23 protein-coding genes are annotated in these 22679 nt (G+C 62.5%); 15 read left to right on the top strand and 8 right to left on the bottom strand.

Features of this window, described 5'->3' with window-relative positions; translation table 11 throughout:
- Nucleotides 1-4 precede the first annotated feature (4 nt).
- The 7 genes from HAH_RS17600 to HAH_RS17570 all read left to right on the top strand — a co-directional run bounded on the left by HAH_RS17600 (nucleotide 5) and on the right by HAH_RS17570 (nucleotide 5134).
- On the top strand, nucleotides 5-496 hold the full coding sequence (locus HAH_RS17600; protein WP_014031054.1) for a YeeE/YedE family protein: 492 nt from the start codon (nucleotides 5-7) through the stop codon (nucleotides 494-496).
- 67 nt (nucleotides 497-563) lie between these two features.
- Nucleotides 564-1025, top strand: a complete 462-nt coding sequence (locus tag HAH_RS17595) for a YeeE/YedE family protein (protein ID WP_014031053.1) — start codon at nucleotides 564-566, stop codon at nucleotides 1023-1025.
- 143 nt (nucleotides 1026-1168) lie between these two features.
- Nucleotides 1169-1573, top strand: a complete 405-nt coding sequence (locus HAH_RS17590; protein ID WP_014031052.1) for a helix-turn-helix domain-containing protein — start codon at nucleotides 1169-1171, stop codon at nucleotides 1571-1573.
- Nucleotides 1574-1735: 162 nt separating this feature from the next.
- Complete coding sequence (trxA, locus tag HAH_RS17585; RefSeq protein ID WP_014031051.1) at nucleotides 1736-2095, top strand: thioredoxin; 360 nt, start codon at nucleotides 1736-1738, stop codon at nucleotides 2093-2095.
- 141 nt (nucleotides 2096-2236) lie between these two features.
- Nucleotides 2237-2593 (top strand): DsrE family protein, encoded by a 357-nt coding sequence (locus HAH_RS17580; protein ID WP_014031050.1) that lies wholly within the window; start codon nucleotides 2237-2239, stop codon nucleotides 2591-2593.
- A 150-nt stretch (nucleotides 2594-2743) separates the two neighbouring features.
- Nucleotides 2744-3529: a sulfite exporter TauE/SafE family protein gene (locus tag HAH_RS17575; RefSeq protein WP_014031049.1), complete on the top strand. Its 786-nt coding sequence runs from the start codon at nucleotides 2744-2746 to the stop codon at nucleotides 3527-3529.
- 180 nt (nucleotides 3530-3709) lie between these two features.
- Entirely contained in the window at nucleotides 3710-5134 is a 1425-nt protein-coding gene (locus HAH_RS17570; protein ID WP_014031048.1) for an FAD-dependent oxidoreductase, read from the top strand.
- Nucleotides 5135-5296: 162 nt separating this feature from the next.
- Here HAH_RS17570 and HAH_RS17565 read toward each other — a convergent pair whose 3' ends face one another.
- The 4 genes from HAH_RS17565 to HAH_RS17550 all read right to left on the bottom strand — a co-directional run bounded on the left by HAH_RS17565 (nucleotide 5297) and on the right by HAH_RS17550 (nucleotide 10136).
- Nucleotides 5297-7882 (bottom strand): calcium-translocating P-type ATPase, PMCA-type, encoded by a 2586-nt coding sequence (locus tag HAH_RS17565; RefSeq protein ID WP_014031047.1) that lies wholly within the window; start codon nucleotides 7880-7882, stop codon nucleotides 5297-5299.
- Nucleotides 7883-7971: 89 nt separating this feature from the next.
- A complete protein-coding gene (locus HAH_RS17560) occupies nucleotides 7972-8406 on the bottom strand; it encodes a pyridoxamine 5'-phosphate oxidase family protein (protein ID WP_014031046.1) in 435 nt (144 codons plus the stop codon).
- 125 nt (nucleotides 8407-8531) lie between these two features.
- Nucleotides 8532-9434 (bottom strand): universal stress protein, encoded by a 903-nt coding sequence (locus tag HAH_RS17555; protein ID WP_014031045.1) that lies wholly within the window; start codon nucleotides 9432-9434, stop codon nucleotides 8532-8534.
- A gap of 219 nt (nucleotides 9435-9653) precedes the next feature.
- Nucleotides 9654-10136: a DUF2267 domain-containing protein gene (locus HAH_RS17550; protein WP_014031044.1), complete on the bottom strand. Its 483-nt coding sequence runs from the start codon at nucleotides 10134-10136 to the stop codon at nucleotides 9654-9656.
- A 223-nt stretch (nucleotides 10137-10359) separates the two neighbouring features.
- Here HAH_RS17550 and HAH_RS17545 point away from each other — a divergent pair, with 223 nt between their 5' ends.
- The 5 genes from HAH_RS17545 (at nucleotide 10360) to HAH_RS17525 (ending at nucleotide 13112) form a co-directional block, all read left to right on the top strand.
- Nucleotides 10360-10839 carry a pyridoxamine 5'-phosphate oxidase family protein gene (locus HAH_RS17545; protein WP_014031043.1) on the top strand — a complete coding sequence of 160 codons (480 nt, stop codon included), beginning with the start codon at nucleotides 10360-10362 and terminating at the stop codon, nucleotides 10837-10839.
- Between the two features lie 170 nt (nucleotides 10840-11009).
- Nucleotides 11010-11432, top strand: coding sequence for a universal stress protein (locus tag HAH_RS17540; RefSeq protein WP_014031042.1), 423 nt, complete (start codon nucleotides 11010-11012; stop codon nucleotides 11430-11432).
- A gap of 187 nt (nucleotides 11433-11619) precedes the next feature.
- On the top strand, nucleotides 11620-11895 hold the full coding sequence (locus tag HAH_RS17535) for a DUF7471 family protein (RefSeq protein WP_004595131.1): 276 nt from the start codon (nucleotides 11620-11622) through the stop codon (nucleotides 11893-11895).
- A gap of 58 nt (nucleotides 11896-11953) precedes the next feature.
- Nucleotides 11954-12514 carry a nitrous oxide reductase accessory protein NosL gene (locus HAH_RS17530; protein WP_014031041.1) on the top strand — a complete coding sequence of 187 codons (561 nt, stop codon included), beginning with the start codon at nucleotides 11954-11956 and terminating at the stop codon, nucleotides 12512-12514.
- 70 nt (nucleotides 12515-12584) lie between these two features.
- Complete coding sequence (locus tag HAH_RS17525) at nucleotides 12585-13112, top strand: winged helix-turn-helix transcriptional regulator (protein ID WP_023842989.1); 528 nt, start codon at nucleotides 12585-12587, stop codon at nucleotides 13110-13112.
- Between the two features lie 2 nt (nucleotides 13113-13114).
- On the opposite strand, the gene HAH_RS17520 is transcribed toward HAH_RS17525, so the two are convergent.
- From HAH_RS17520 to HAH_RS17510, 3 genes are read right to left on the bottom strand one after another with little or no spacing between them, the layout of a single operon-like run.
- On the bottom strand, nucleotides 13115-13927 hold the full coding sequence (locus HAH_RS17520) for an ABC transporter permease (RefSeq protein ID WP_014031039.1): 813 nt from the start codon (nucleotides 13925-13927) through the stop codon (nucleotides 13115-13117).
- The gene (locus tag HAH_RS17515; protein WP_014031038.1) at nucleotides 13924-14649 is read right to left on the bottom strand and encodes an ABC transporter ATP-binding protein; all 726 of its coding nucleotides are present in this window, start codon (nucleotides 14647-14649) and stop codon (nucleotides 13924-13926) included. Before HAH_RS17515 ends, HAH_RS17520 begins: the two co-directional genes overlap by 4 nt.
- Nucleotides 14646-16559, bottom strand: coding sequence for a NosD domain-containing protein (locus HAH_RS17510; protein ID WP_014031037.1), 1914 nt, complete (start codon nucleotides 16557-16559; stop codon nucleotides 14646-14648). The genes HAH_RS17515 and HAH_RS17510 overlap by 4 nt, the downstream gene beginning before the upstream one ends.
- Nucleotides 16560-16763: 204 nt before the next feature.
- Here HAH_RS17510 and fdhF point away from each other — a divergent pair, with 204 nt between their 5' ends.
- Together fdhF and HAH_RS20215 are read left to right on the top strand one after the other, a co-directional pair.
- The gene (fdhF, locus tag HAH_RS17505) at nucleotides 16764-18815 is read left to right on the top strand and encodes a formate dehydrogenase subunit alpha (RefSeq protein WP_014031036.1); all 2052 of its coding nucleotides are present in this window, start codon (nucleotides 16764-16766) and stop codon (nucleotides 18813-18815) included.
- 154 nt (nucleotides 18816-18969) lie between these two features.
- On the top strand, nucleotides 18970-19248 hold the full coding sequence (locus HAH_RS20215) for a hypothetical protein (protein WP_014031035.1): 279 nt from the start codon (nucleotides 18970-18972) through the stop codon (nucleotides 19246-19248).
- 120 nt (nucleotides 19249-19368) lie between these two features.
- Here the strand turns inward: HAH_RS20215 and HAH_RS17495 are convergent, their stop codons facing one another.
- On the bottom strand, nucleotides 19369-20478 hold the full coding sequence (locus HAH_RS17495; protein WP_023842988.1) for a guanosine monophosphate reductase: 1110 nt from the start codon (nucleotides 20476-20478) through the stop codon (nucleotides 19369-19371).
- A gap of 159 nt (nucleotides 20479-20637) precedes the next feature.
- Here HAH_RS17495 and HAH_RS17490 point away from each other — a divergent pair, with 159 nt between their 5' ends.
- Nucleotides 20638-21882, top strand: coding sequence for an ABC transporter substrate-binding protein (locus HAH_RS17490; RefSeq protein WP_014031033.1), 1245 nt, complete (start codon nucleotides 20638-20640; stop codon nucleotides 21880-21882).
- Nucleotides 21883-22679 lie beyond the last annotated feature (797 nt).

Genomic DNA, 22679 nt, shown 5'->3' with positions numbered 1-22679 from the left:
GCCAATGGTGATTGAGGCACTCCCACTGCAGGCAACCGCCGAACTGTTTCCGAACGGCATCAGTCGCTACGCCGTCGGTGGCTTGCTGGTGGGGCTTGGGACTGTCGTCATCTACCTCGGAACCGGCATCAGCGCCGGCGCGAGCACGTTTCTGGAGTCGACGCTGTCGTACGTCTCGGACCGGTCCCGGTTCCAGCAGTATGTCAGCTCCCGTGACTGGCGTGTCGTGTTCACGCTCGGCATTATCCTCGGGGCGGCCGTGTACGCGGTCGTCTATCAGGGCGGCGCGTGGACCACGGACGTCCAGCCGTGGCGACTCCTCCTCGGCGGGGTATTCGTCGGTATCGGGACGCGCGTCGGCAAGGGCTGTACGTCAGGCCACGGCGTCTGTGGCGTCGGCTCCGCGTCGAAAACGTCGATAGCCGGCGTCCTGACGTTCCTCGCCGTCGCCATCATCACTGCACAACTGGTTTCGGCACTGGGGGTGAGTCCGTGAGCTGCGAGACACGAGCGGAACGAGAGTCTCGAAGCGAGCGACCGGGAGCGGCCGGAGGGAACGACACATGAGTGACGACCGCCACCCCGCGTTCATGCCGCTGATTCTCGTCGGCGGGCTCATCTTCGGGTTCGGACTCGCGTACAGCCACATGGCGCGCCCGGAAGTCGTTCTGGATTTCCTCCAGTTCGAGGACTTCGGGCTGGTGTTCGTGATGTTCGGCGGCGCTGCCGTGACAGGGGTGGCCTTCGTTCTCGGACCCCGCCTCCTCGGCCGCGCGCCGCTGACCGGCGACACCTTCGAACGGCGTCTGAAGTCCTTCGACCGGAACGTCCTGGTCGGCGGTGCCATCTTCGGCGTCGGGTGGGGACTGTCCGGTATCTGTCCGGGGGCCGCCTACGCGAGCCTCGGTATCGGCAACGTCACCATCCTCTGGGCGCTCGCCGGGATGTTTCTCGGCGCATATCTCCAAGGCTACTGGCGAACCCGGAGCGAGACCAGCGATACAGCCGCGACGGGCGCAGACTAACAGTTCGCAGGCATGTGTGTCGGCTGTGAGGTGAACGGCCTTGACCACCCATCCGAGGGCAGTTTTTGCCGGATCGTGCGTGCATTTGTGCGAACCGTACACAAGTCTTATATCTGGGTAGTAACTACAGAGAGGTGATAACGATGCCAGATTCGATGTCTGAACAGCTCCGTCGAGATATGCAGTGCGAAGGACTGCTGGAGTGTTTCCACGGGCTCAAAGAACTCGACAAGGAGTGCTTTCGGGCGCTCGTCGAGGCCGAGGAACCACTGACCGTCGACGAACTCGCCGAGGCAGTCGACCGCGAGCGCTCGACCGCGTATCGCGCCGTCCAGCGACTCCTCCAGACGGGCTTTATCGAGAAAGACCAGATCAACTACGACCAGGGCGGCTACTACCACGTCTACTCGCCGACGGATCCGTCCCAGATAGCAGACGAGATGCAGCGCATGCTCAACGACTGGTACGCGAAGATGGGCCAACTGATTCAGGAGTTCGAGAACAAGTACGAACAGTCCGAGTCCTCGGCCCCGACTGTCGAAAGCTAACGCCGCCGTCTTCTCTCTATTACACGCTGTCGCTCACGAGCCGAGCCGATTTCTGCGCCTGCACGAATAGACATCCCGCTACCATTGGCTTGCGAAGAGTATTTCATAGTATTGTATATTTTGTGCAAACTCTTATTTGTCGCTGCCGCGTACAGTCTATTGATGGCAACTGATACTGCATCCGACGCCGAGACGACCGCGACGGACGAACCGCTTCACATCGACGGAACGGACCATCTCGACGATGTCGTCGACAAGCACGACGTCGTCCTCACGGACTTCTATGCCGACTGGTGTGGCCCGTGCCAGATGCTCGAACCGACCGTCGAGACGCTGGCCGCAGAGACCGGCGCGACCGTCGCCAAAGTCGATGTCGACGCCAACCAGCAACTCGCACAGTCCTACGGCGTCCGTGGCGTTCCAACACTCATCCTGTTCGCCGATGGGGAGCAGGTAGAAGAAGTCGTCGGCCTCGAAGGCGAAGAAGCGCTCAGAGCGCTCATCGAATCATACGCGGAATAAGGCCACGCCTGTAGACGACATCCTGTATATCGACGTATTCACTGCCCGATTGGCACTAGTTGATAAACACTTGGTGCGAGTTCAGCGCCGTCGCACGCACCCACTCATAATATATTAGCGAGAGCGCTATTACGCCACGTAATGACGAAAGCAGCCGTCATCATCCTCGCAGGGACAGAGGGACACGAGAATCTCGGCCGACTCGCAAACGGCCTCGAAGCAGCAACGGAGTTCGCGGAAAACGACGAGGACGACCTCGAACTCATCTTCGACGGGGCCGGAACACAGTGGATTCCGGAACTCGAAGACGAGGACAGCGACTACCATGAACTGTACCAGACCGTCAAAGAGGATACGGCCGTCTGTGACTACTGTTCCGGTGCATTCGGCGTCGAAGACGCCGTCGCCGACTCCGGACTCGTCACGCTGGACGAGCACGACGGCCACCCGAGCATTCGCTCGCTCGTCGACGACGACTACGAAGTTATCACGTTCTGATCCCGACAGCGGGGCGGTCACGTTCGACCCCACTGTAGTGAAACACGACGCGGCTTTATCCAGGGCCGTGTGATTACTTCACAAGAACCACTGCCCAGCCCGAAGTCGGTTACGGGCCGCTGTGGGCGTCGCACAGGACCCTGATACCATATGATTCTGCCAGTCTCGTGGACGATGGTCGTGATAGTGACGGCTATCGTCCTCGTCGCCGGGGCGACAAACGGGCTTGCTGGCTTCGGCTTCGCCGTCGTCGGGACGATGGCGCTTGCGACGGTCATCGACCCGGCGACAGCCGTCGTGTTCATGATTCTCCCCATTCTCGCGGTGAACGTTTCACTGGTTCGGGACCTCTCACGGCGTGAACTGCGTACCTGTAGCCAGCGGTTCGGACCGCTTATCGCTGCGGCGCTTGTCGGGACTGTTGTCGGGATGGCTGTACTCGACAGGCTCCCGGAAGCGCCGCTCCGTGTCGGACTCGGCCTGCTGACCCTGGGGTTTGTGGCGACCGCCCAGCAGCGGGTGCCGCTTCCCGGATGGGTGTCAGTGGGCAACAGCGACCTCGGGAAGACACCGCTTGCGATGGTCGGCATCGGCGGCGTTTCGGGGGCGCTGTTCGGCGGAACGAACGTCGGCGTCCAGCTCGTCGCGTATCTCCGGAGTTTCGACCTCTCGCACAGCGTGTTCGTCGGCGTCGTCGCGCTGGTGTTTCTGGGACTCAGCGTCACGCGGGTCGCTTTTGCCGGCGTCTTCGGGCTCTATCCCAACGCGGTTGTCGCTGGAACGTCCGTTCTCGCAGCCGTGCCGGCCGTTGCCGGTGTCGCAGTCGGGAAGCGACTCAGAACCGCTGTCAGTGACCGGGTCCGTCGAGCCGCCGTGCTAGCCTTACTATCGATTATCGGCTTCAGACTGGTCGCCAGTGGCCTTGGAGTCGTGTGAAAGTTGGCTCAGCATGTCCTCAACCACGTTCAGCCGTAGATGGTGGTGACGGTCGACCTTGGAGAGGGGACAGACCGACTGGCTGGTTCGAATCCGTCCCGAACACAATCGCTTCCAGTAGCCCACGCAGTTACCCGAACCTCACGCAATCATTAGTACCGCAGCGATACGAGGGTCTGTATGACGGACCCGTTCGTAGTCATCGGTGGCGACGCGGCCGGACTGAGCGCCGCGAGCAAGTTCACCCGAGAGGCACCGGACCGTGACGTGATCGTCTTCGAGAAAGGCGAGTGGGTATCCTATGCCCACTGCGGGACGCCGTATTACGTGAAGGGGACCGTCGAGCGGCTGACGGACCTTCTCTCGCTGTCGCCCGAGCAGGCGTCTGAGCGCGGTATCGACCTTCGCCGGAACCACGAAGTCGTCGGCGTCGACACCGACGCAGAAACGGTCACCGTCGCACAAGACGGCGAGACGTTCAGCCAGCCATACGGCGACCTGCTGGTCGCGACGGGCGCACACGCGGTGACCGGGCCGATACCGGGGGCGGAACTCGACGGCGCGTTCACGATGCACGGGCTCGATTCGGCCGCCGCGGTCCGCGCTGCGCTGTCCGAACCCGGCGACTCTACCGTCGACACGAGCATCGAGTACGTCGATACAGCACTCGTCGAGAAGTACGCCGACTGGGAGCCACCGGAGCGAGTCGCTATCGTCGGCGGCGGCTACGTCGGCGTGGAAATGGCCGAAGCGTTCCGGGCCCACGATGTCGAAACGCACCTCTTCCAGCGGTCAGGCCACCTCCTGCCGCCGTTCGGGGAAGCAGTGGGCGAGCGCGTTGCCGATCACCTCCGGGAACAGGGCGTGACACTGCATCTGAACACCGCCGTCGAGGAACTCGTCGGCGACGAAGGCGGGCGCGTCGCGTCGGTTGTACACGGCGACGGCAATACCGATGTGGACCTCGCGCTTGTCGGTATCGGCATCAAGCCGAACACCGCCCTCGTCGAAGACACACCGGTCGAACTCGGGGCCTCCGGTGCGATAGCGGTCGACGAGTACGGTGCGACGAGCGTTGACGGCGTCTACGCCGCCGGAGACTGCGCCGAGGACACCCACGCCGTTACCGGCGAGCCCGACTGGGTCCCGCTCGGACTGACCGCAAACCGGGCCGGTCGCGGGATCGGACAGACTGTGGCGGGCGACCCGTCGCCCGTCGGCGACATCGCCGGAACGGCCGTCGTCAAAGCGTTCGACCTCGAATGCGGTCGCGTCGGCCTCCTCGACCACGAACAGGCCAGCGCCGCCGGCTTCGACCCGGTGTCGAAGACAGTCACGGCTGGTTCTCGGTCGGGGTACTACCCCGGCGGCGACGATACCGACGTGACGCTCGTCGCCGACCGGGAGAGCGGTCGCCTGCTGGGCGGCGCAATCGTCGGGGCAGACCGGGCGGCGATACGTATCGACACGCTTGCGACGGCCATCGAGGCGGACATGACCATCGACGAGCTCGAACGACTGGACCTGGCGTACGCACCGCCGTTCAGCCCCGTCTGGGACCCGGTGCTGGTCGCCGCCAAAGTGCTCAACGGACAACTGGATTGAGAGCGGTACGGTAGACGGCTTTTCGAGAGGAGCGGCCCAACGATAGCCAATCACTCCGGGGCAAAGGGCCGCCCGGTCACCGTCTGCAGGCGCACGCCTGGCGGAATCGGCAACGAGATGTGGAAACCCAGACCGAACGGCCGGTGCTACCGGATCGGAGCGTCACAGGCGTTTCACACCGCTGGCGACAGCGAGGTACAGTGGCAGGGCGAGTAAGAGGACGCCACCGATCAGCCCCCAGTCGGTGAGTCCGAGCGGGACCGTCCCGAAGTAGACGTTGAGAGGGGTGTATAGCACAGCGAGTTGCAGGAGTATCGACCCGCCTACTGCGGACGCCAGCCACCGATTCGACAGCGTCGGTGTCTCGCGGAGCCAGCGGATCACGTACAGTTTCTCGAATTCGAGGAACACGAACCCGGTGAATATCATCGTCATCGCGTACGGCGTGACTGCGGGTGCGCCGGCAAGCGTGACCAGTAGCAGGCCGAGCATCACAGTTGTCGAGATGACGCCTGTACCCCCGATAAGCGCGAGCATATCGTGGTCGACGATGCCGCGATCCGGGTCTCTGGGCGGTCGCTGCATCACGTCATCGCTTTTGGGGTCGGCCCCGAGCGCAAGCGCTGGCAGACCATCGGTCAGTAGATTGATCCACAGCAACTGGACCGCCGGCAGGACGAGGTAGCCAAACAGTGAGGCGATAAAGACGATGGCGACTTCGGCCACGTTGGCACTCAGCAGGTAACCGACGAACTTCCAGACGTTGTCGAAGATCGCCCGCCCGCGCTCGATCGCCCGTTCAATCGTCGCGTAGTTATCATCCAGCAGGATAACGTCGCTGGCCTGTTTGGCCACGTCAGTTCCGCGGACGCCCATCGCGACGCCGATGTCGGCGTTTTTCAGCGCCGGTGCGTCGTTGACCCCGTCGCCCGTCATTGCGACGGTGTGGCCGTTCGCCTGTAACGCCTGCAGGATCCGGACCTTGTGCTCCGGAGACGTGCGTGCGAACACGTCGACTGTCTCGACGCGGTCTCGGAGCGCTTCTTCGGAGCATTCCTCGACGTCGTGTCCTTCCATCACTCGTTGCCCCAGGCCGAGTTCGCCAGCGATGGCCGCGGCGGTCCGGACGTTGTCACCGGTTACCATCTTCACGGCCACGCCTGCACGCTCGGTCGCCGCAATCGCATCAGCGACCTCCTCGCGGGCCGGGTCGATCATGCCGACCAACCCGGCGAAGATCAGGTCGGCACTGACATCGTCGGCCTCGCCAGTGGTGTCGTTCCGTTCTACCACGGAGGTATCCTCAGTGTACGCCACTGCCAGTACCCTGAGCGCGTCGTCAGCGAACGCGCCGACCTGCTCCCTGATCTGCTCGGCTCTGTCGGGCGTCAGGTCCGCCGGCCCGGTATCGGTGAGGACGCGGGAGCACTTCGAGAGGATTACTTCGGGCGCGCCTTTTACGTAGACCGTGTCATCGTGAACAGTGCCCATCCACTTGCGCTCCGACGAGAACGGGATCTCGGCTGTTCTCGGGTGCTCTTCACGGAGGCGTTCGACATCGATACCGGACTCATCAGCCGCCATGACGATGGCCTGCTCCGTCGGGTCCCCCGCTTCGAGCGTCGCATCGCTACACAGTGTCCCGGCGCGGAGCACCGTGGCAACGCGGTCCGGCAGGGGTTCCCCCTCTATTTCGTCACTGTCGACGACAGCGTCGTTGACCCAGATCCGACTGACTGACATTCGCCCCTCGGTCAGCGTCCCGGTCTTGTCGGTGCAGATGACATCGACGGAGCCCAGCGCCTCGACGGCGGGCAAGCGCCGCACGAGAGCGTTCTCGTCGGCCATTTTCCGGACACCGAGGGCCAGCGTTAGCGTCACAACCGCTGGCAGTCCCTCGGGGACCGCGGCCACAGCGAGTGAAATCGCGGTGAGTGCCGCCTGTACCAGTTCGGTCCCCCGGAAGACGAGGAGTGGAACCACGAGGGCAGCAAGTACCATCACGCCGACGCCGAGCGTCCGGCCCAGCGTGTCGAGTTCAGTCTGTAGCGGTGTGTCAGTTTCCTCCGTTCCTGCGAGTTGGCGGGCGATGGCTCCGACCTCAGTGTCCATCCCAGTCGCCGTGAGGACGGCAGCGCCCGAGCCGCGCGTGACGTTCGTTCCCTTGTACACCATCGGTTCTCGCTCCGCAAGCGGTGCGTCGGCGTCGACCGGGTCGGTTCCCTTCGAGACCGGCGTGCTCTCTCCAGTGAGCGCCGCTTCGTCGACCTCCAGAGACCGACAGTCGATCAGTCGACCGTCGGCCGGAACGACGTCGCCACTTTCCAGTTCGATAACGTCGCCCGGAACGAGTTCGGTCGCGTCGACCTCGACGGACTGCCCATCGCGTCTGACTGTCGCGGTTGGGGCGGTCAGTTCCCGCAAGGATTCGAGCGTCCCCTCTGCGCGGTAGTCCTGGACGAAGCCGAACAGGCCGTTCCCGACCACGATCACGGCTATCAGGACTGCGTCGACAGCGTGTCCCGCCCACACGGACAGTATCGCGGCCGCAACGAGAACCCAGATAAGGGCGCTGTCGAACTGGGCGATAGCGATGTCGAGTGGTGTCCGTTTGCTCCCCTGCGTGATCTCGTTCTCGCCGTGTCTGTCACGCCGCGTTCGGGCTTCCGACGCCGACAGCCCATCAGACTCGCTGTCGAGCCCCGAAATGACGTCGGCAGTCGGTTGTGTGTGGGCGGCTTCGGACATGGAGGGTGATCTGCCGCTATGTTGATATGAGTTCCCTTATCCAGTACAGTGGTTCTTCTTCGAGTCGGTACTGCGGAGAACCGTCCGCCCTAGGATTCGGTCCGTCCGGTTAGCTCATTCGGTACGAGGCGGTAGAATTCGAAGTCAACCTCGCGGAGGGGGCGTTCGAAGATGTCGACCATGGGCATATCGACGTGTTCCAGTCCTTCCAGTGTTTCCGTCTCGATTCCCTCCCGTTCGACGTCTTCGAGCCGACCGTTCGCGACCACGCTTTGCCATCCCGAATCCGTCTCGTCATAAGTCACGAACGTCGCCGCGCGGTCGTCGAGTTCGCCCTTCGACCGCTCTACACCGACCGCTAGCCGGAAGTAAAATGTGGTGGTGGGCGCGTCGTACCCGTACGAAACCGGGACTGAATGCGGGGGCGCGTCGCCGGCGGCGAGCGAAAGGATGCCCGTCCCCCCGTTGTCCAGAAACGCGTCCCGTTCCTCGTCCGTCATCGTAACCGGGTTGTCCGCAGCCATAGGTAGTGTCACGACAGGAACAGTAATAAGTGCATGGTCGTGTCGGTCTGACTGCCGCCTCGCCGGGGACACGACGGGCCCCGCACGCAGTCGGACGCTGACAGACAGGAAGACGGTGCTTGTCTTCAGGCTTCGTCACCGCGCTGGTCTCGGGCGTTGACTGCGAGGACAGGCATATCGGCGTGTCTGATGATCCGTTCTGTCGTACTTCCCACGAGGAACCGATTGAGACCGGTCCGACCGGCCGTCCCCATGGCGATCAGATCGATGTCGTTCTCGTCAGCGTACTCAAGGATATCTGCCGCCGGGAATCCACTGACGACTCGTGTGACAGTTTCCACTCCGGATTCGCGTGCCCGTGCCGCAATCCGCTCTGTCACTTTCTCCCCTTGCGACTCCAGGGACTCGATCAGGTCTTTCGGTAGCGTGTATTCGGAGCCGGTTGCGATATTGCTGAGATTGACGACGTTCAGGGCATGAACGCGGGCATCGAACTGCGCCGCAATCTCGCATGCGGGCTCGATTGCGGCCGCTGCGGGCGCGCTTCCATCCGTCGGTACAAGGATATCGTCGTAGGGAGCGGTGTCGCGACTCCGGTCGGTTGCGCGCACGGTGAGAACAGGGACGTCAGCCTGCCGAACGACGCTCTCTGTCACGCTCCCGGCGAGATATCGCCCGACGCCTGTGCGGCCGTGCGTTCCCATCGCAATCAGTTCCACATCGTGGTCGTCGCGGTATGCGCAAATCTCGTCAACTGGATCTCCCTTGCGGATAGTCGTCTGTATCGCTCCGGCGGCGTCCACCGCGTCCGTGATAGCCGCGACTGTGTCTTCGGCGTCGGCCGTCATGCGGTCGAGTGTCTCGTCTTCGAGATCGTCGCCGTTGAACGGCCCGCCTGCTGTTCGCGTATCGATGACAGCGATGACGTGCAGGCTCGCGCCGAATGCACGGGCCAGCGCTGCCCCGTGCTCGGCGGCCCGGGTCGCGTGTTCGCTGCCGTCAGTCGGGACCAGTATTGAATCGAACATTGCTGTGTTTACGAATTGTTGCTGTCAGTAAATAAACTGTAGTCGCGATTCTCACACTATTAGAAATCCGGCGGCTGAGATCGGCGTCTCGAATAGTTAGACTGCGTTGCCAGCAGTCCTCGCCGGACACCCCCAAAGTATGAGGGGAGAGCGTAACAATCGTACAGTTATTACCATATTATGTCAAGGCATATTCGTTTGAAAACGACATGAGAGCTGCTACTGATTGTCCCACTGAGGGGCTTCAGCAGACTTTTGTGGACCACCGCCGGTTTGCGCCTCTTCCGCCTCGCCCCAGCCACCGGCATCGACTATGCTGAAGAGTTCGCGCCAGTTTTCTTCGTCCGCACTTTCGGGGAGTTGGCCGCGGAGGTCCTGAAAATCGGCGGCCGGGACCGCCGTATGCATCAGGTCAACAACGACGCGTGCGTGGTACGCTGCGTCCGACGGTTCAACGCCTTCTATTTCGGCGACACGGTCGACGAACTCCGTCCAGTCAAACCGCTGCCCGTGGTCGCGGACGGCGCCGGTCATATACCACTTGATTTCCATCGGGAGGGAGGCAGCGAAGTCCGCGGCGTTCTCCGCGGGTATGCGCTGTCCCAGGGGTAGCAGTGTCGCGCGGGTCGCCCGAACGGCCTCACCAGTACCGGGTAGTTCAAGCCTGTGCTGTATCTCGCCGGTGAACTCATCGAAGTCCATGTACTCTTGTTGGCAGTGCAACAATATAGCGTCCGGTGGGACTTCTCACTGGCTGAAAACCAGCAGGCATACGTACTACCGTCCGACGAGTATCGGCAGATTTCATAGATATAACAGTATCTGTGCCGTATTGTGAACAGCCACACCCTCTGAGAAGTCCGCTCTACTTTTTTTAGCGTGGGGTTGCATTCGTGATACGTAACTGGATGATCAGACGCGACCTATGACACTCGACCAATTAGAAGAGTACGGACTCGAACAGATGGACGACGAAGCGATTCGGGAATTCCTCGCCACACACTCGACCGGAGTCTTGGGGCTGCCGACGACAGACGTCCCGTACCTGCTACCACTATCGTACGGCTTTGACGACGGAGCCTGCCTCTATTTCACCTACCTCCTCGGCGAATCGAGCCGGAAAGCGGAACTGACTGAGCGAGCCGGCCGTGGCCGGTTTCTCGTCTACGACATCGACACCGCGTTCGAGTGGCAGAGCGTGATGCTCGCCGGCGATATCAGCAGTGTGCCTGAGGACGACTGGTCGGATATCACGGCGATGACACAGAACGCCTGGCGACCCAACACGCTCCAGACTGCCACCACCTCCGGCGGAGTCGCACTCTACGAGTTCGAGATAACGGATCTTGCCGGGATCCGACAGACCGGACTGGCACCCGACTTCCGGGAGAACATCGAACCGTGATTGCCACCGACTTTGGACGGGAATGACGTTTTAGCCGTTGTAAATACGATACGCGACACCTCCAAAAATCGAACGGATCGATATGTGGACGGGTACCCAATACAACAATAGATTATTAGCTTTTGATAATGGTCAGCGGATTGAAATAGGAAGCGGTGCATTCTTTTAGTATGTACGACACGATTGTGGTCGCGACCGACGGCAGTGCTGACGCGAACCGCGCAGCGACACACGCGCTCGAACAGGCCGAGCAACACGGTGCCGAGCTTCACGCCGTCTTTGTTGTCGATACGGACCGACACGCCGAGCCAGCCCTCAGTAGTATGGAACTGGAGACCATCGAAATCGAGGAATGGGGGAACGATGAACTCGCAGAGGTCGCCGAGAGGGGTGACGCGCTCGGCGTCGAGGTCACCACTCGCTGCTGTCACGGGAAACCGTACGTGGAGGTCATCAGCTATGCCGACGAGGTCGACGCCGACCTGATCGTGCTCGGATACCACGGCCATTCCCACACGAAAACTGACCAAATCGGCAGTGTGACCGACCGAGTCGTCCAGAACGCGGGACGACCGGTACTGGTGGCTACCTGAGAGAGTTACACAGAGACCATTTCAAACAGGCATACACCGGCGGAGCTGTCTCAGAGCACTCACCTCGGCGTAAGAGTCGGGCACAGCTACGACTGCGACCGAAACCGATTCCAGTGTCACCGTCTGATCTATGATCTGAGCGATGCTCCAACCGACGGCTGACTGGATTAGTCCCGGTCAATCCGCAATGTTAATCGCCGTGCTGGGACTCGCTACGCTCGGAACGCTAGCGCTGTTTTTTGTCGCGGCGGCCAGTACACACCGACGCCGGTCACGGCCGTACGTTCTGTTGACTGTCGCTATCGGGCTACTGGTCCTTCGGTCCGTGGTCGGTATTGGGACTGTCCTCGGTGCTGTCCCGATGGTAGTACATCACCTCACCGAACACGGGTTCGACTTCCTCATCGCGCTGCTGGTGCTGAGTGCGATCTATTCGGTCGCGCCGCCGAGCGTCCCCGACTGACCGGCGTTTCGACGGTCGCACCACGAACCATTTGGTGTCGTCTAGTGTACTATCTAGTATGTCTGACTATGCACCAGCCCTGACACGCCGGCACTTCATCGTCGGGACCGCGACAGTCGCGTCGCTCTCGGGGTGTCTGGGGACCAGTGAAGAGGTGGAACCGGTCGCCATCGAGAGCGGACAGAACTGTGACCAGTGTGGGATGGTCATCGACCAGCACCCGGGGCCAGTCGGCCAAACGTACTATCAGGACAACACGCCCGAGGGGCACGACCCGCCAGCACGGTTCTGCAGTACGACCTGCACGTATCGGCATCGGTTCGCCAAAGAACAGTCGGGGTGGACGCCTGCGGAGACGTTCCTGACCGACTACAGTGCAACCGACTACGATGTCCGGACTGATGGGGGCAAGACCATCATCTCCCGGCACTTGGAGTCAGAGGCGTTCGCTTCGACTGAAGAGCTCACAGTCGTCGCGAATTCGGAGATAGAGGGGTCGATGGGGACTGCTATCGTCCCGTTCAGCGACAGTGCGGACGCCGAGTCGTTCGCCGAGGAGTACGGCGGCCAGACCCTCCCTGCCGAGGACATAACCCGAGAACTGGTGGGCGGAATGTAGGCGAGTTCCCGCGCAGTGAGAACGTCCGATACCCTGTTGTCCCGGAGGCTGGAAAGCCGTACTGAAGACTATGTCCACGGTTACTGAGCAAGTGCGTTCCCACGTCGAGTCCAAACCGGGGGTCCATTTCAACGCGCTTGCGGCAGATCTCGATATCGCGACTGGGCAGGCACAGTATCACCTGCGGAAACTGCGTCGTGCCGGCGACGTGGTTGCCGAGGAAATCCAGGGCAAGACGCACTATTACAGCCGGGAGTACGACCCCTGGGAGCGACGTGTGCTCGCGTTTGCCCGGCGCGAGACTGCGCGCACGATTCTCCTGCATCTGCTTGAAGCGGAGTCCCTGTCGGCAGACGAACTGACCGACCGGCTGGGAGTCGCCCGGAGTACGGTCTCCTGGCACGTTTCGGCACTGGCCGACGCGGGGATACTCGAAAAGTCGTACGGCGAACGGGGGCGTGTCGTCGTGGCCCTGGCCGACCCGGACGAGACGCGGCGGCTGCTCGCTGCAGTCCGTCCATCGCTCACGGACCGTCTCATCGACCGGTTCACGCGGCTGGTCGACGGCGGACTCGCGGCCGCAACGGACGACGGCTGAAATCAGGCCGCATCCGTCGCAAGCATCGCCCCCACGAACGTGAGTCCCCACCAGAATAGGAGCGAGAGGGCGGCGACCCACGTCGGGACGAACGCTGACCGGCCCGGAACAGCGACGTACAGGACCTGATCGAACACGAGTCCGCGATACGCGCCCGCCGGAGTCATGGCGAGCGCGCCACCGAGTGTGCCCGTCGTGACGCCGGTGTCGAGCGCTGCAAACACCGCGAGGTCACTGCCGACGGTGAGGACAAGCAGCCCGGCGAGTGCGAGCACGAGTGCTCGGCCCCGGCTTCGGGCGAGCGCCGACAGCAGGAACGCGATAGTCAGGGACGTGAGCGCGTACAGGACCGTCAACGCCACGAACCGGATGAACAGGAACGGCGAGTCGACGCCGCGATGGCTCGCAAACACCGTTGTCTCCGGTCCCGCGGTCGTCGCCACGTTGACGCCCAGCGCCAGCAGCGGGACGACGACAATGGTGAGCAGCAGGAGGGCACGCCCCGCGTACACCCCACCGACGTACGACCACGTCGAGAGTGGGTAGGTGTCGAGGATATCGAGTTCACCCCGGACGGCGGGGTCGGCTATCGCGCGATAGCCGACCGCGAAGGCAAGCGTCGGCACGAGTACTTCGACGGCGACGAGCGTATCGACGACGGTGGGAACGTAGCCGCCGGCGGGGCCGCCCCCGGCATAGGCGAGGCCGAACAGGACAATCCCCGTGACTAGCCCGAGCGCGAGATAGGTCCGTGTCCTGACCGCGCTCCGGACCTCTCGCACGAAAACGGTCCAGAAGCGGTTACCGTCGATCATGGCTGTGTCCCCTCTGGTGCAGCGATAGTGGCTCTGTCCTGTTCCAGAAGCGCTGTGAACGTCTCGTGGAGCGGCCCGCCGGTCTGTTCTCGCAGAGAGTCAACCGACCCGGTCCGCACGAGGCGGCCGGATTCGAGCACTACCAGTCGATCAGCTGTCTCCTCGACGAGCGGCAGTTCGTGTGAGCAAAGAACCACGGCGCGACCGGCGTCGGCAATCGACTCGACGATGTCGAATATCAGCCGACTCATCGCCGGGTCGAGACCGCTTGCCGGTTCGTCGAGCATCACGATGGGTGGGTCACCGGCCAGTGCCTGTGCGATTCCCAGGAGGCGCGTCATCCCCCCGGAGAGCCCGGACACGGGACGGCCGGCCACTTCTTCGAGGCCGACACGTTCCAGGAGCCGGTCCGGGTCGTCGTCGACGAGGTCCGCGTAGAACGCGGCGGTCTCCCGGACGCTAAAGCCCGGGCGGAAGGTCGGCCGCTGGGGCAGGTAGCCCAACTGTCGTTCGGCCTCCGGCCCGCTGTACGAGACGGTGCCGCTGGTCGGTCGCTCGACGCCCAGAAGCACGCGCAGGAGCGTCGATTTCCCGGACCCGTTCGGGCCGATGAACCCAGTCACGGCGTCGGACGGCACGTCGAGTGACACCTCCGAGACGGCTGTGACATCGCCGTACTTCTTCGTGACCTCGTCCGCCGTGAGGTACGTCTCCCCGGTCATGCTGCCTCCTCCATCGAGGTCTCGTTTCGAAGATGCCTGACGGCCCCGGGGTTAGCAGGGTCTGTCAGGGGTGCCCTGTCGACGATGCTTCCCCGGCGAAAGCCGGGCGTGGTGCCGCGGAGCGCCCGGAGCCCCCGGACACTCGGTGCCGCCCTGAGGACGACCGCAGCGTCGGTCTGGTGGAGACGGCGGTCGACAGAATCGGTGGGCGAGTAGGACTGGGCCAACACCGGGCCAGTCCCGCCAGTGAGATCGTACGCGCCGCTCCAGTAGTTCCCCCTGCCGTCGTGCGTGTACACGCGCAGCGGCCCCGGTCCCGAGACGGCGTGGCGGTCGTTGGCGATGAAATCGTTCTCGGTGACGATGTTCGACGGGACGACCGTCGATGCTCGCACGCCGATGTCGTTCCCGTAGAGCACGTTGTGCTCGTACAGGGACCGGTCGGCGTTTGTCGACATCGCCTGGTCGGTGTCGACTACCACGTTGTGCGCGATATAGCTCCGGGACCCAGCTAACATGACGCCACTGCCGGAGTGGCGCACGTCGTTGCCGACGATGGCGTTGGCCACAGGGTTCGTCATGACGACGACGCCAGCGTACTCCTGTCCCCGGGCGACGTTGTCCGCAACGAGCGACCGGGAGGTGTACATCAGGTGGACGCCGAAGCGATTGTCCCTGAACGTGTTGTTCCGGACAGCGGTCCCGTCGGCCCGGTGGAGGTAGACGCCGTCACGCCCGCCGTTGAACACCGAGTCCTGCACGACAATCGGGCCGTGCATCCCGATAACGCCCATGAACCCGTCTTGCCAGTCTGCCGTCCCGTTGACCGTGACATTCTCGACGACCGCGCCGGGTGTCCGCCGCAGCACGACGCCGCTGGCGGGTGTCTCGACAGTGATGTTCGCAACGTAGAGCCCGGACGCGTTCCGGCCGGTCACGGCGGCATCGCTGTTGCCGTAGGCGGTCGTGACGGTGGCGTCCCAGGCGCTGTCGTTGCTCTGTGTCGGGTCGCCGACCGTCGTGTTGCCGATGCCAGTGATTTCGAACCCAGTGACACCGACCCGGTCGGCAGTCACGGTCACGACGGTGCCGCTCCCACCCCCGTCGAGCGTCGCTCCGGGGCCGCTGAGGGTGAGTGGCTTGTCTATCGTCACCTGCTCGTCGTAGGTCCCTGCCGGGACGACGACCGTCGTGTTCGGCGGGGCCGCATCGACGGCCGCCTGAACCGTCGGAGCGTCAGTTCCAACTTCGACCGAGACAGGCCGGTTTCGGCGTTCTCGCGCCGCCTGCACAGTGGCATCGGCATTGCTTCGGCGCGGGCCGACCTGCTTTCGGACCGCCGCCGCTTGCTTGAGGTCGAACGAACGAGTCTTGAGCGTCTCCCAGTCGATAATTCGTCCGCCGCACGTCTCCGCGAACGCCGCAGCGTCGTCCCGGTCGGCGAAGGGAACCACCGCCGGACCGGACGGCACCCTCGCTGGCCCGTCGACGACGTAGTGGGCCTGATTGGCCTCGACCCAGTCCGGCGGTGTGGCGGTCCGGAGAGAGCCGTCATCGCCACACCTGACCGGCCGGTCACTGTAGTCGGAAACGTACACCACGAGTGGATACCCGAACTGCTGCTCGTGTCCCGGCTCCGTGAGCGCTGTCACAGCCTGACTGAGGCCGACGTAGCCGACGACGTAGCGGTACTGCGAGTAGAAGACTTGCGCGCGCGGAACGCTGATACTCCGATTCCGGGCAATCTGTTCGTCGGCCGCCGTAACACCGCGTTGCACGGTGTTGTCGAACGCCACCGGTTCGGGGCGGGCGCTGGTGGTGTCGACGGCAAACGACGCAGCGAAAACCAGTGTACTGAGAACTACCGCGAGTAGCGCGAAGACTTGCACAGTCGTCAGGGCTGGTCGCATCTACTGACACTACGATCGACACCCCATTACAGTATGTGGTGTGGCTCTCGAAACTGGCGGCGCACCCGCAAGCACGGTCAGCCGCGACAGCCCGAAAACAGGTCTGGCACTGTTCCAAAAGTGAAGTTATTGACACACTAATAAACTCGCACAGGTTTTACCGGTCGGCTACTTGTATCTGCGTTCCGTTTGTTCGAAAGAGTAATGAGTGACAGTCAGGATCAAAACCCCCGGGCCGAGCAGACAGTCTGTCCGTACTGTGGCGTCGGCTGTACGATAGAATACGCGGGCAACGGGAAGGCGACCGGCACAGCGGGGCCAGTGAACACGAAAGGAGAGATCTGTCCCAAGGGCGGAGCCGCGTTCGACGTAGTCGAACACGAGGACCGACTGACCGAGCCACTGGTCCGTGAGAGCGGTCACTTCGTCACTGCTCCCTGGGAAACCGCCCTATCTCGCGTGGCCAACCGACTCGGGGAAATCATCGACCAGCACGGGCCAGACGCAGTCGAATTCTTCGCCTCGTCGAACTGCACGAACGAGGAGAACTACGTCTTTCAAAAGATTGCGCGGATGCTCGGAACCAACAACGTCGACAACTGTGCTCGCCTCTGTCATTCGTCGACGGTCGCCGCGATGAGCGAGCGCCTCGGTGCCGGGGCGATGACGAACACGCTCGATGACCTCGCCGAAACCGACTGCCTGCTCGTCACCGGGGCGAATCCGGCCGAACAGCACCCTGTCATTTTCCGTTCGTACTTTCTGCCGGCAATTCGAAACGGGGCCACGCTCATCCATATCGACCCGCGCGAAACGGACACGACCGATGCCGCCGACATCCACCTCGATGTCCGTCCCGGATACGACATCCAGCTCCTCAATTCGATGGCGAAAGTCGTCGTTGAGGAGGGACTCGTCGACGAGTCGTTCATCGAGGATCGAACGACCAGCTATACAGATCTGACAGCACATCTCGACGACGCCGACATCGAATCGGGTGCCGACGCAGCCGGTGTTGCCCCGGAAACCGTCCGGGAAGCCGCCAGAGCGTACGCCGAAGCCGACAGGGCGGCGATTGTCACCGGGATGGGGATGAGCCAGCACACGTCCGGGACTGACAACGTTCACGCGCTGTTGAATCTCGCGCTGCTGACCGGCAACGTCGGACGTCCGGGCACCGGCGTGAACCCGCTCCGCGGCCAGAACAACGTCCAGGGAGCCGGCGACGTCGGCGCGCTTCCCAACGTGCTCCCCGGATACGAGCCCGTTACTGATGCGGATGCACGACAGCGGCTCGCCGACGAATGGGGCGTCGAGCCGCCGAACGAACCCGGCCTGACGGAGACCACTGCGACACACCAGTTCGGTGACGCCGTCAAGGCTGCGGTCGTGTTCGGCGAGAACCCAGCCGTCACGGAACCGAACGCCAGTTCTGTCAGGGCCGGCTTCGGTGAACTCGATTTCTGCGTTGTCATAGACCTCTTCGAAACGGCGACCGTCGAACACGCCGATGTCGTGCTTCCGGGGAGCAGTTGGGCGGAGAAAGCGGGGACCGTGACTAACACGGACCGGCGAGTGATGCGGATGCGACCGAACGCTGACCTGCCCGGGAACGCCCGCCGTGACCTCGATATCCTCACGGACCTCGGCCGGCGGCTGGTCGGCCAGTCGGATGCGTTCGACTACGACGGCCCGGAAGCGGTGTTCGAGGAGCTAACGCGGGTCAATCCGCTGTACGCCGGCATGAGTTACGACGGCATCGGAGACAGCTACCAGCGGTGGCCGTTCCCGGCGGACGCCGATTCCGGCACCGACGTTCTCCATGCGGAGACGTTCGCCTCTGGCGAGCAGACGGCACCGCTGCTTCCGGTCTCGCCGTCGCCACCGGCCGATGCCGTCGCCGAGGAACAACTCGTTCTCACGACGGGCCGCGCGCTCCAGCACTTCAACAGCGGCGCACTCACTCGCCGGTCTGAGACGCTCATGCGAATGCGCGGGGAGGACGTCCTCGAAATCCACCCGGACGATGCCGCCGCTCGGAATATCGAGGACGGCGATACTGTCGTCGTCGAAAGCGAGCGCGGCAGAGTGACGGTGTCGGCGGCCGTAACGGCGGCTATTCGGCCCGGGGTCGTGTTCTGCACCTTCCACTATCTGGACCCGCTCGCAAACGCCCTGACCGGCGATGCCCTCGACCCGGTCGCCGAGATTCCCGAGTACAAGCACTCGGCGGTGACGGTGCGGAAGGCAGGGTAGTGCACCGGTGAGAGACTGCTCGTACAGGTGGCCAATTCAAGCGGCTTGCGGAGCGTAGTCGACGCGCTCTAGTCACCAATAAAACAGTTTCTACGTTTCTCAATGCAGTGGATTAGTCGCAATAGTAATTCCTGTCCGACGCGTAGGTAAACGTATGTTAGATAGTCGAAACAGCCGCAAACTCAGTGCAGCAGTCGTACTTCTCCAAGGCGTCGTGACTGCGCTCTTCCCGCAGATAAGTGTCAAATTTATCAAAGCCATGATCGGGAAGAACTTCGACAATGCGTCCGAGTTGCAGGTGAAGCCAGCGTATCGCCGGCAGTTGCGCGCGGTTGGCGTTGGTATGGTTGCCGCAGCCGGTACGGATCTCCTGTTGCAGAGCGCTGGAGAGACAGACGACGACCTGCCCGCGGCTGACGGGGACGACGAGTAGCGAAGGCAACAACATCGCCGGAACTCCAGTCTCCCAACTCCTTCATCAGCGAGAGTGACGCGGACCGGTGGGGTTGAAGTGCATCACGCGGGCACCGTTCTCGAACACTCTGAAACCGGCTCAGTCGTCGCTGTCGGCAGCCGCCTCGGTGCCGGCGTCGCGCACCTGTGTGGCTTCACTCTCCACGTTGACGCCTTCCCAGTCGTGGTCCGTGTGGAACCCCTCGCGTTCTTTCGCGCTCTGGGCGACACGAATGAACTCCGCCTTGTCGCGGGCCGCAGCGATGGTGTGCCCGCCACAGTAAGAGAGTCCGGAGCGAATGCCGGCACAGAACTCCTCGGCCACGACAGCCACAGAGCCTTTGTACGGGGTCAATGCTTCGACTCCTTCGTCGGCGCTGACGTTGTTCTGTTTGTCATCACGGTCCTCGGCCGCGGCGGTGGTCGCCATCCCTCGGGATCGCTTGTACCGCGTGCCATCGACTTCGACGACTGCACCGGGGGCCTCCTCCGTACCGGCAAAGAGGCTCCCGAGCATCACAGTATCCGCCCCAGCCATCAGGGCTTTCACCGCATCACCGGACGTGCGAATGCCGCCATCCGCGCAGATAGTGACGTCCAGATCCTCGGCGGCTGTAGCACAGTCATCGACAGCGGTCAGCTGGGGGACGCCGGCACCCGCGACCTTCCGGGTGGTGCAGTGCGACCCCGGCCCGATACCGACTTTGACACAGTCGGCCCCGGCGGCGGCGAGGTCTTCGACACCTGCGGGCGTCGCGACGTTGCCGGCGATGATGTTGGTGTCGGGGAATTCGTCGGCGAGGGTTTCGACGGCATTGAGCGTCCGGTCCAGGTGTCCGTGGGCCACGTCGACGACGAGCGCATCGACACCGGCCGCAATCACGGAAGCGCTCCGTGCGACGTAATCTTCGTTGATGCCGACGGCCGCACCGACCTGTTCGTCCGCTGCTTTCACCTGCTTTACTTGCTCGGCCTGTTCTTCGGGCGTAAGGAACCGGTGCAGCACCCCGAACCCACCTGAGCGCGCAAGCTCGGTTGCCAGGTCTGCCTCCGTGACGGTATCCATCGCGGCGGAGACGAGCGGCGTGTCTAGCTCAACAGCGGGAGTAAGCGGCGTCGAAAGGTCGATGTCACTCCGACTGTCGACCGGTGATCGTTTCGGGACGAGAAGAACGTCGCCGTAACTCAACCCAGTACGTAAGTCGTTCATACCCCGCTAACGGAGCCCCTCCTAGCACAAAAGCATCTCGGATTGTAGATGCCCTGCACGTGCGCGGCCACGACTCGTTCCGCGTGGCTGGGTTGCCATTATTTTTAGGCTGGGCTAAAAATCGAAGGTTATTTGTTACTTTAGGCTGGGCTAAAATCTATGGCGAAGACAGATCCGGACGAAACGTGGTCGACACGGAGGGAGTGCGTAAAGTACGGGACCACGCTGCTGACCGCTGGCTCGCTCGCGGGTTGTTCTGGGGCTTCGAGTGAGGCCACCGAGTCAGGGGAAACCAAGGCAGGACCCGACCGGTCTTTTTCAGGGACGATGGCACCGGTCGGCGAACTCAGACTCGAGTCGAACCCGGAGACTATCGTCGGCGGGTGGGGATTCGAGGAGGACATCCTGACTGCACTGGGGGAGGCCGACAAACTCATCGCCGCCGAAGGCAACCAGTTCTGGTTTACCGGGTTTTACGACCAGCTTCCCGGCGTAGACGTGCCCGACCCCGAGTCACTGGAGTTGGTCCGGACAGACGACTGGTCGCTCCGAACGGAGATGCTCTACGAACTCGACCCGGACCTGTTCGCTACTGACCCGAACCGGTTCATTTCGTACTACGGTGCTGACGAGGGCGATATCTCCGAAATTACCGATTCGATTGGGCCGTTCTTTGGGAACGCCAGCCGCCGCAAGCGCGGCGACGACTGGCCCACATGGCCCAGTGGTGAGTCCTATCCCTACTACGATATCCCCGAATTCGTCAGCAGGTACGGGGCACTGCTCGGAAAGCCCGAGACAGCCGCTGCTATCAACACTCTCTACGAGCAGGCGCTACAGGAAATGCGGTCCCGGGTTCCACCGGAGTCCGACCGTCCGAGCGTCGGATTGCTCAACGCACAGATAAACCCCGACAACGAGGGGTTCTTCCGTGCCTACAACCCCAGAACCGAGATCGACAAGGCGTACGGGAAAAAACAGTACAGAGATCTCGGCGTTGTCGACGCGTTCGAGGGCGAGTACGGTGGCCAGTCCGGGATTCAGGTCGACTACGAGGCGCTACTCGACATCGATCCCGACGTGCTGGTGTTCCACTTCGGCGTCAATTACCGCGACTGGAACGGCGAGGATGCGCTGAGAAAGACGGTCGAGGGGATGCGTGATAGCTCGCTGGGGCAGGAACTCACCGCCGTTCAGGAGGACGAACTGTACGTCGGCGGGTCAGCCTATCAGGGCCCGATCATCAATCTCTTCCAGACGGAGATGCTTGGAAAACAGCTCTATCCCGACGAGTTCGGGGAGTGGCCGGGCGAGATCACCGCTGGCGAGCTCCCGGCCATTCCCGAGGACGAACAGCTGTTTGACCGCGATGAACTCGCCGACATCCTCGCCGAATCGAGCTGAGGTGCCGACTCACAGTGACGGAGTAACGTGTTGTACCGTTGCCGTCGGTGCTCAAAAACAGTGATCGAGGTACGCAACTGACGAGCGGGACGTTCCTGTTGAAGCTGTCACCACCTGCTCAGCGGTGCTGAAACGGTGCGCTGACTGACGCGGCACACGCTTCTGCGAGAAGTTACTTACCATCGGTAGCGGCCACGACAGAGACAGCAGTTTCACGCTTTCGTAAGCAAGTACGGCCAAACAGGTTTTGGGCTCCTGCGGGAAAGCGGACGGCGGGTGGCAATGGGCACCTTGTGTGCCACCCACTGCAGTCAGAGGCACGGTGGGTTCTGGACCCGAGGTATGGGTTGGAGGAAGTGGCTCAAAGGAGGAAGGGGCCCAAAACGGGGATCAGAACCCATGTCGGTGTAATGCGCCGTTTGTGATATTTTTGTGGTAACTCCTAACATAGTGAAAATTCCACGGAATACAGTCGTCAACGGGACGCACAACTCAGTCAATCACACGAAAGAATGGTACGTTGCTATGGGGGTGGGAGAAATGGGGTGCAACGTACCATCGGAAGTCGTCGATTTCGACGACGGATTCCAGCCCGAAGCAATCGTGTGGGCGAATCCAACGCGATTGGACAGGGCCCAGAACCCACCTAGCACCGATACGAGTGTATATAAAACGTTTGTGAAATCCCCACGCCGTCTGTTGGTTTTTATCGCAATCCACTCATTTTCACTAACTTATTCAACCACGCGCGAGACACATCTGCGTTCCAGCAGCAAAGGAATGGTGGGCAGCCGGGG

The organism is Haloarcula hispanica ATCC 33960 (assembly GCF_000223905.1).
Taxonomy (GTDB): Archaea; Halobacteriota; Halobacteria; order Halobacteriales; family Haloarculaceae; genus Haloarcula; species Haloarcula hispanica.
The sequence above is the reverse complement of the archived record's forward strand: the minus strand, read 5'-3'. Positions and strand labels throughout refer to the sequence as shown.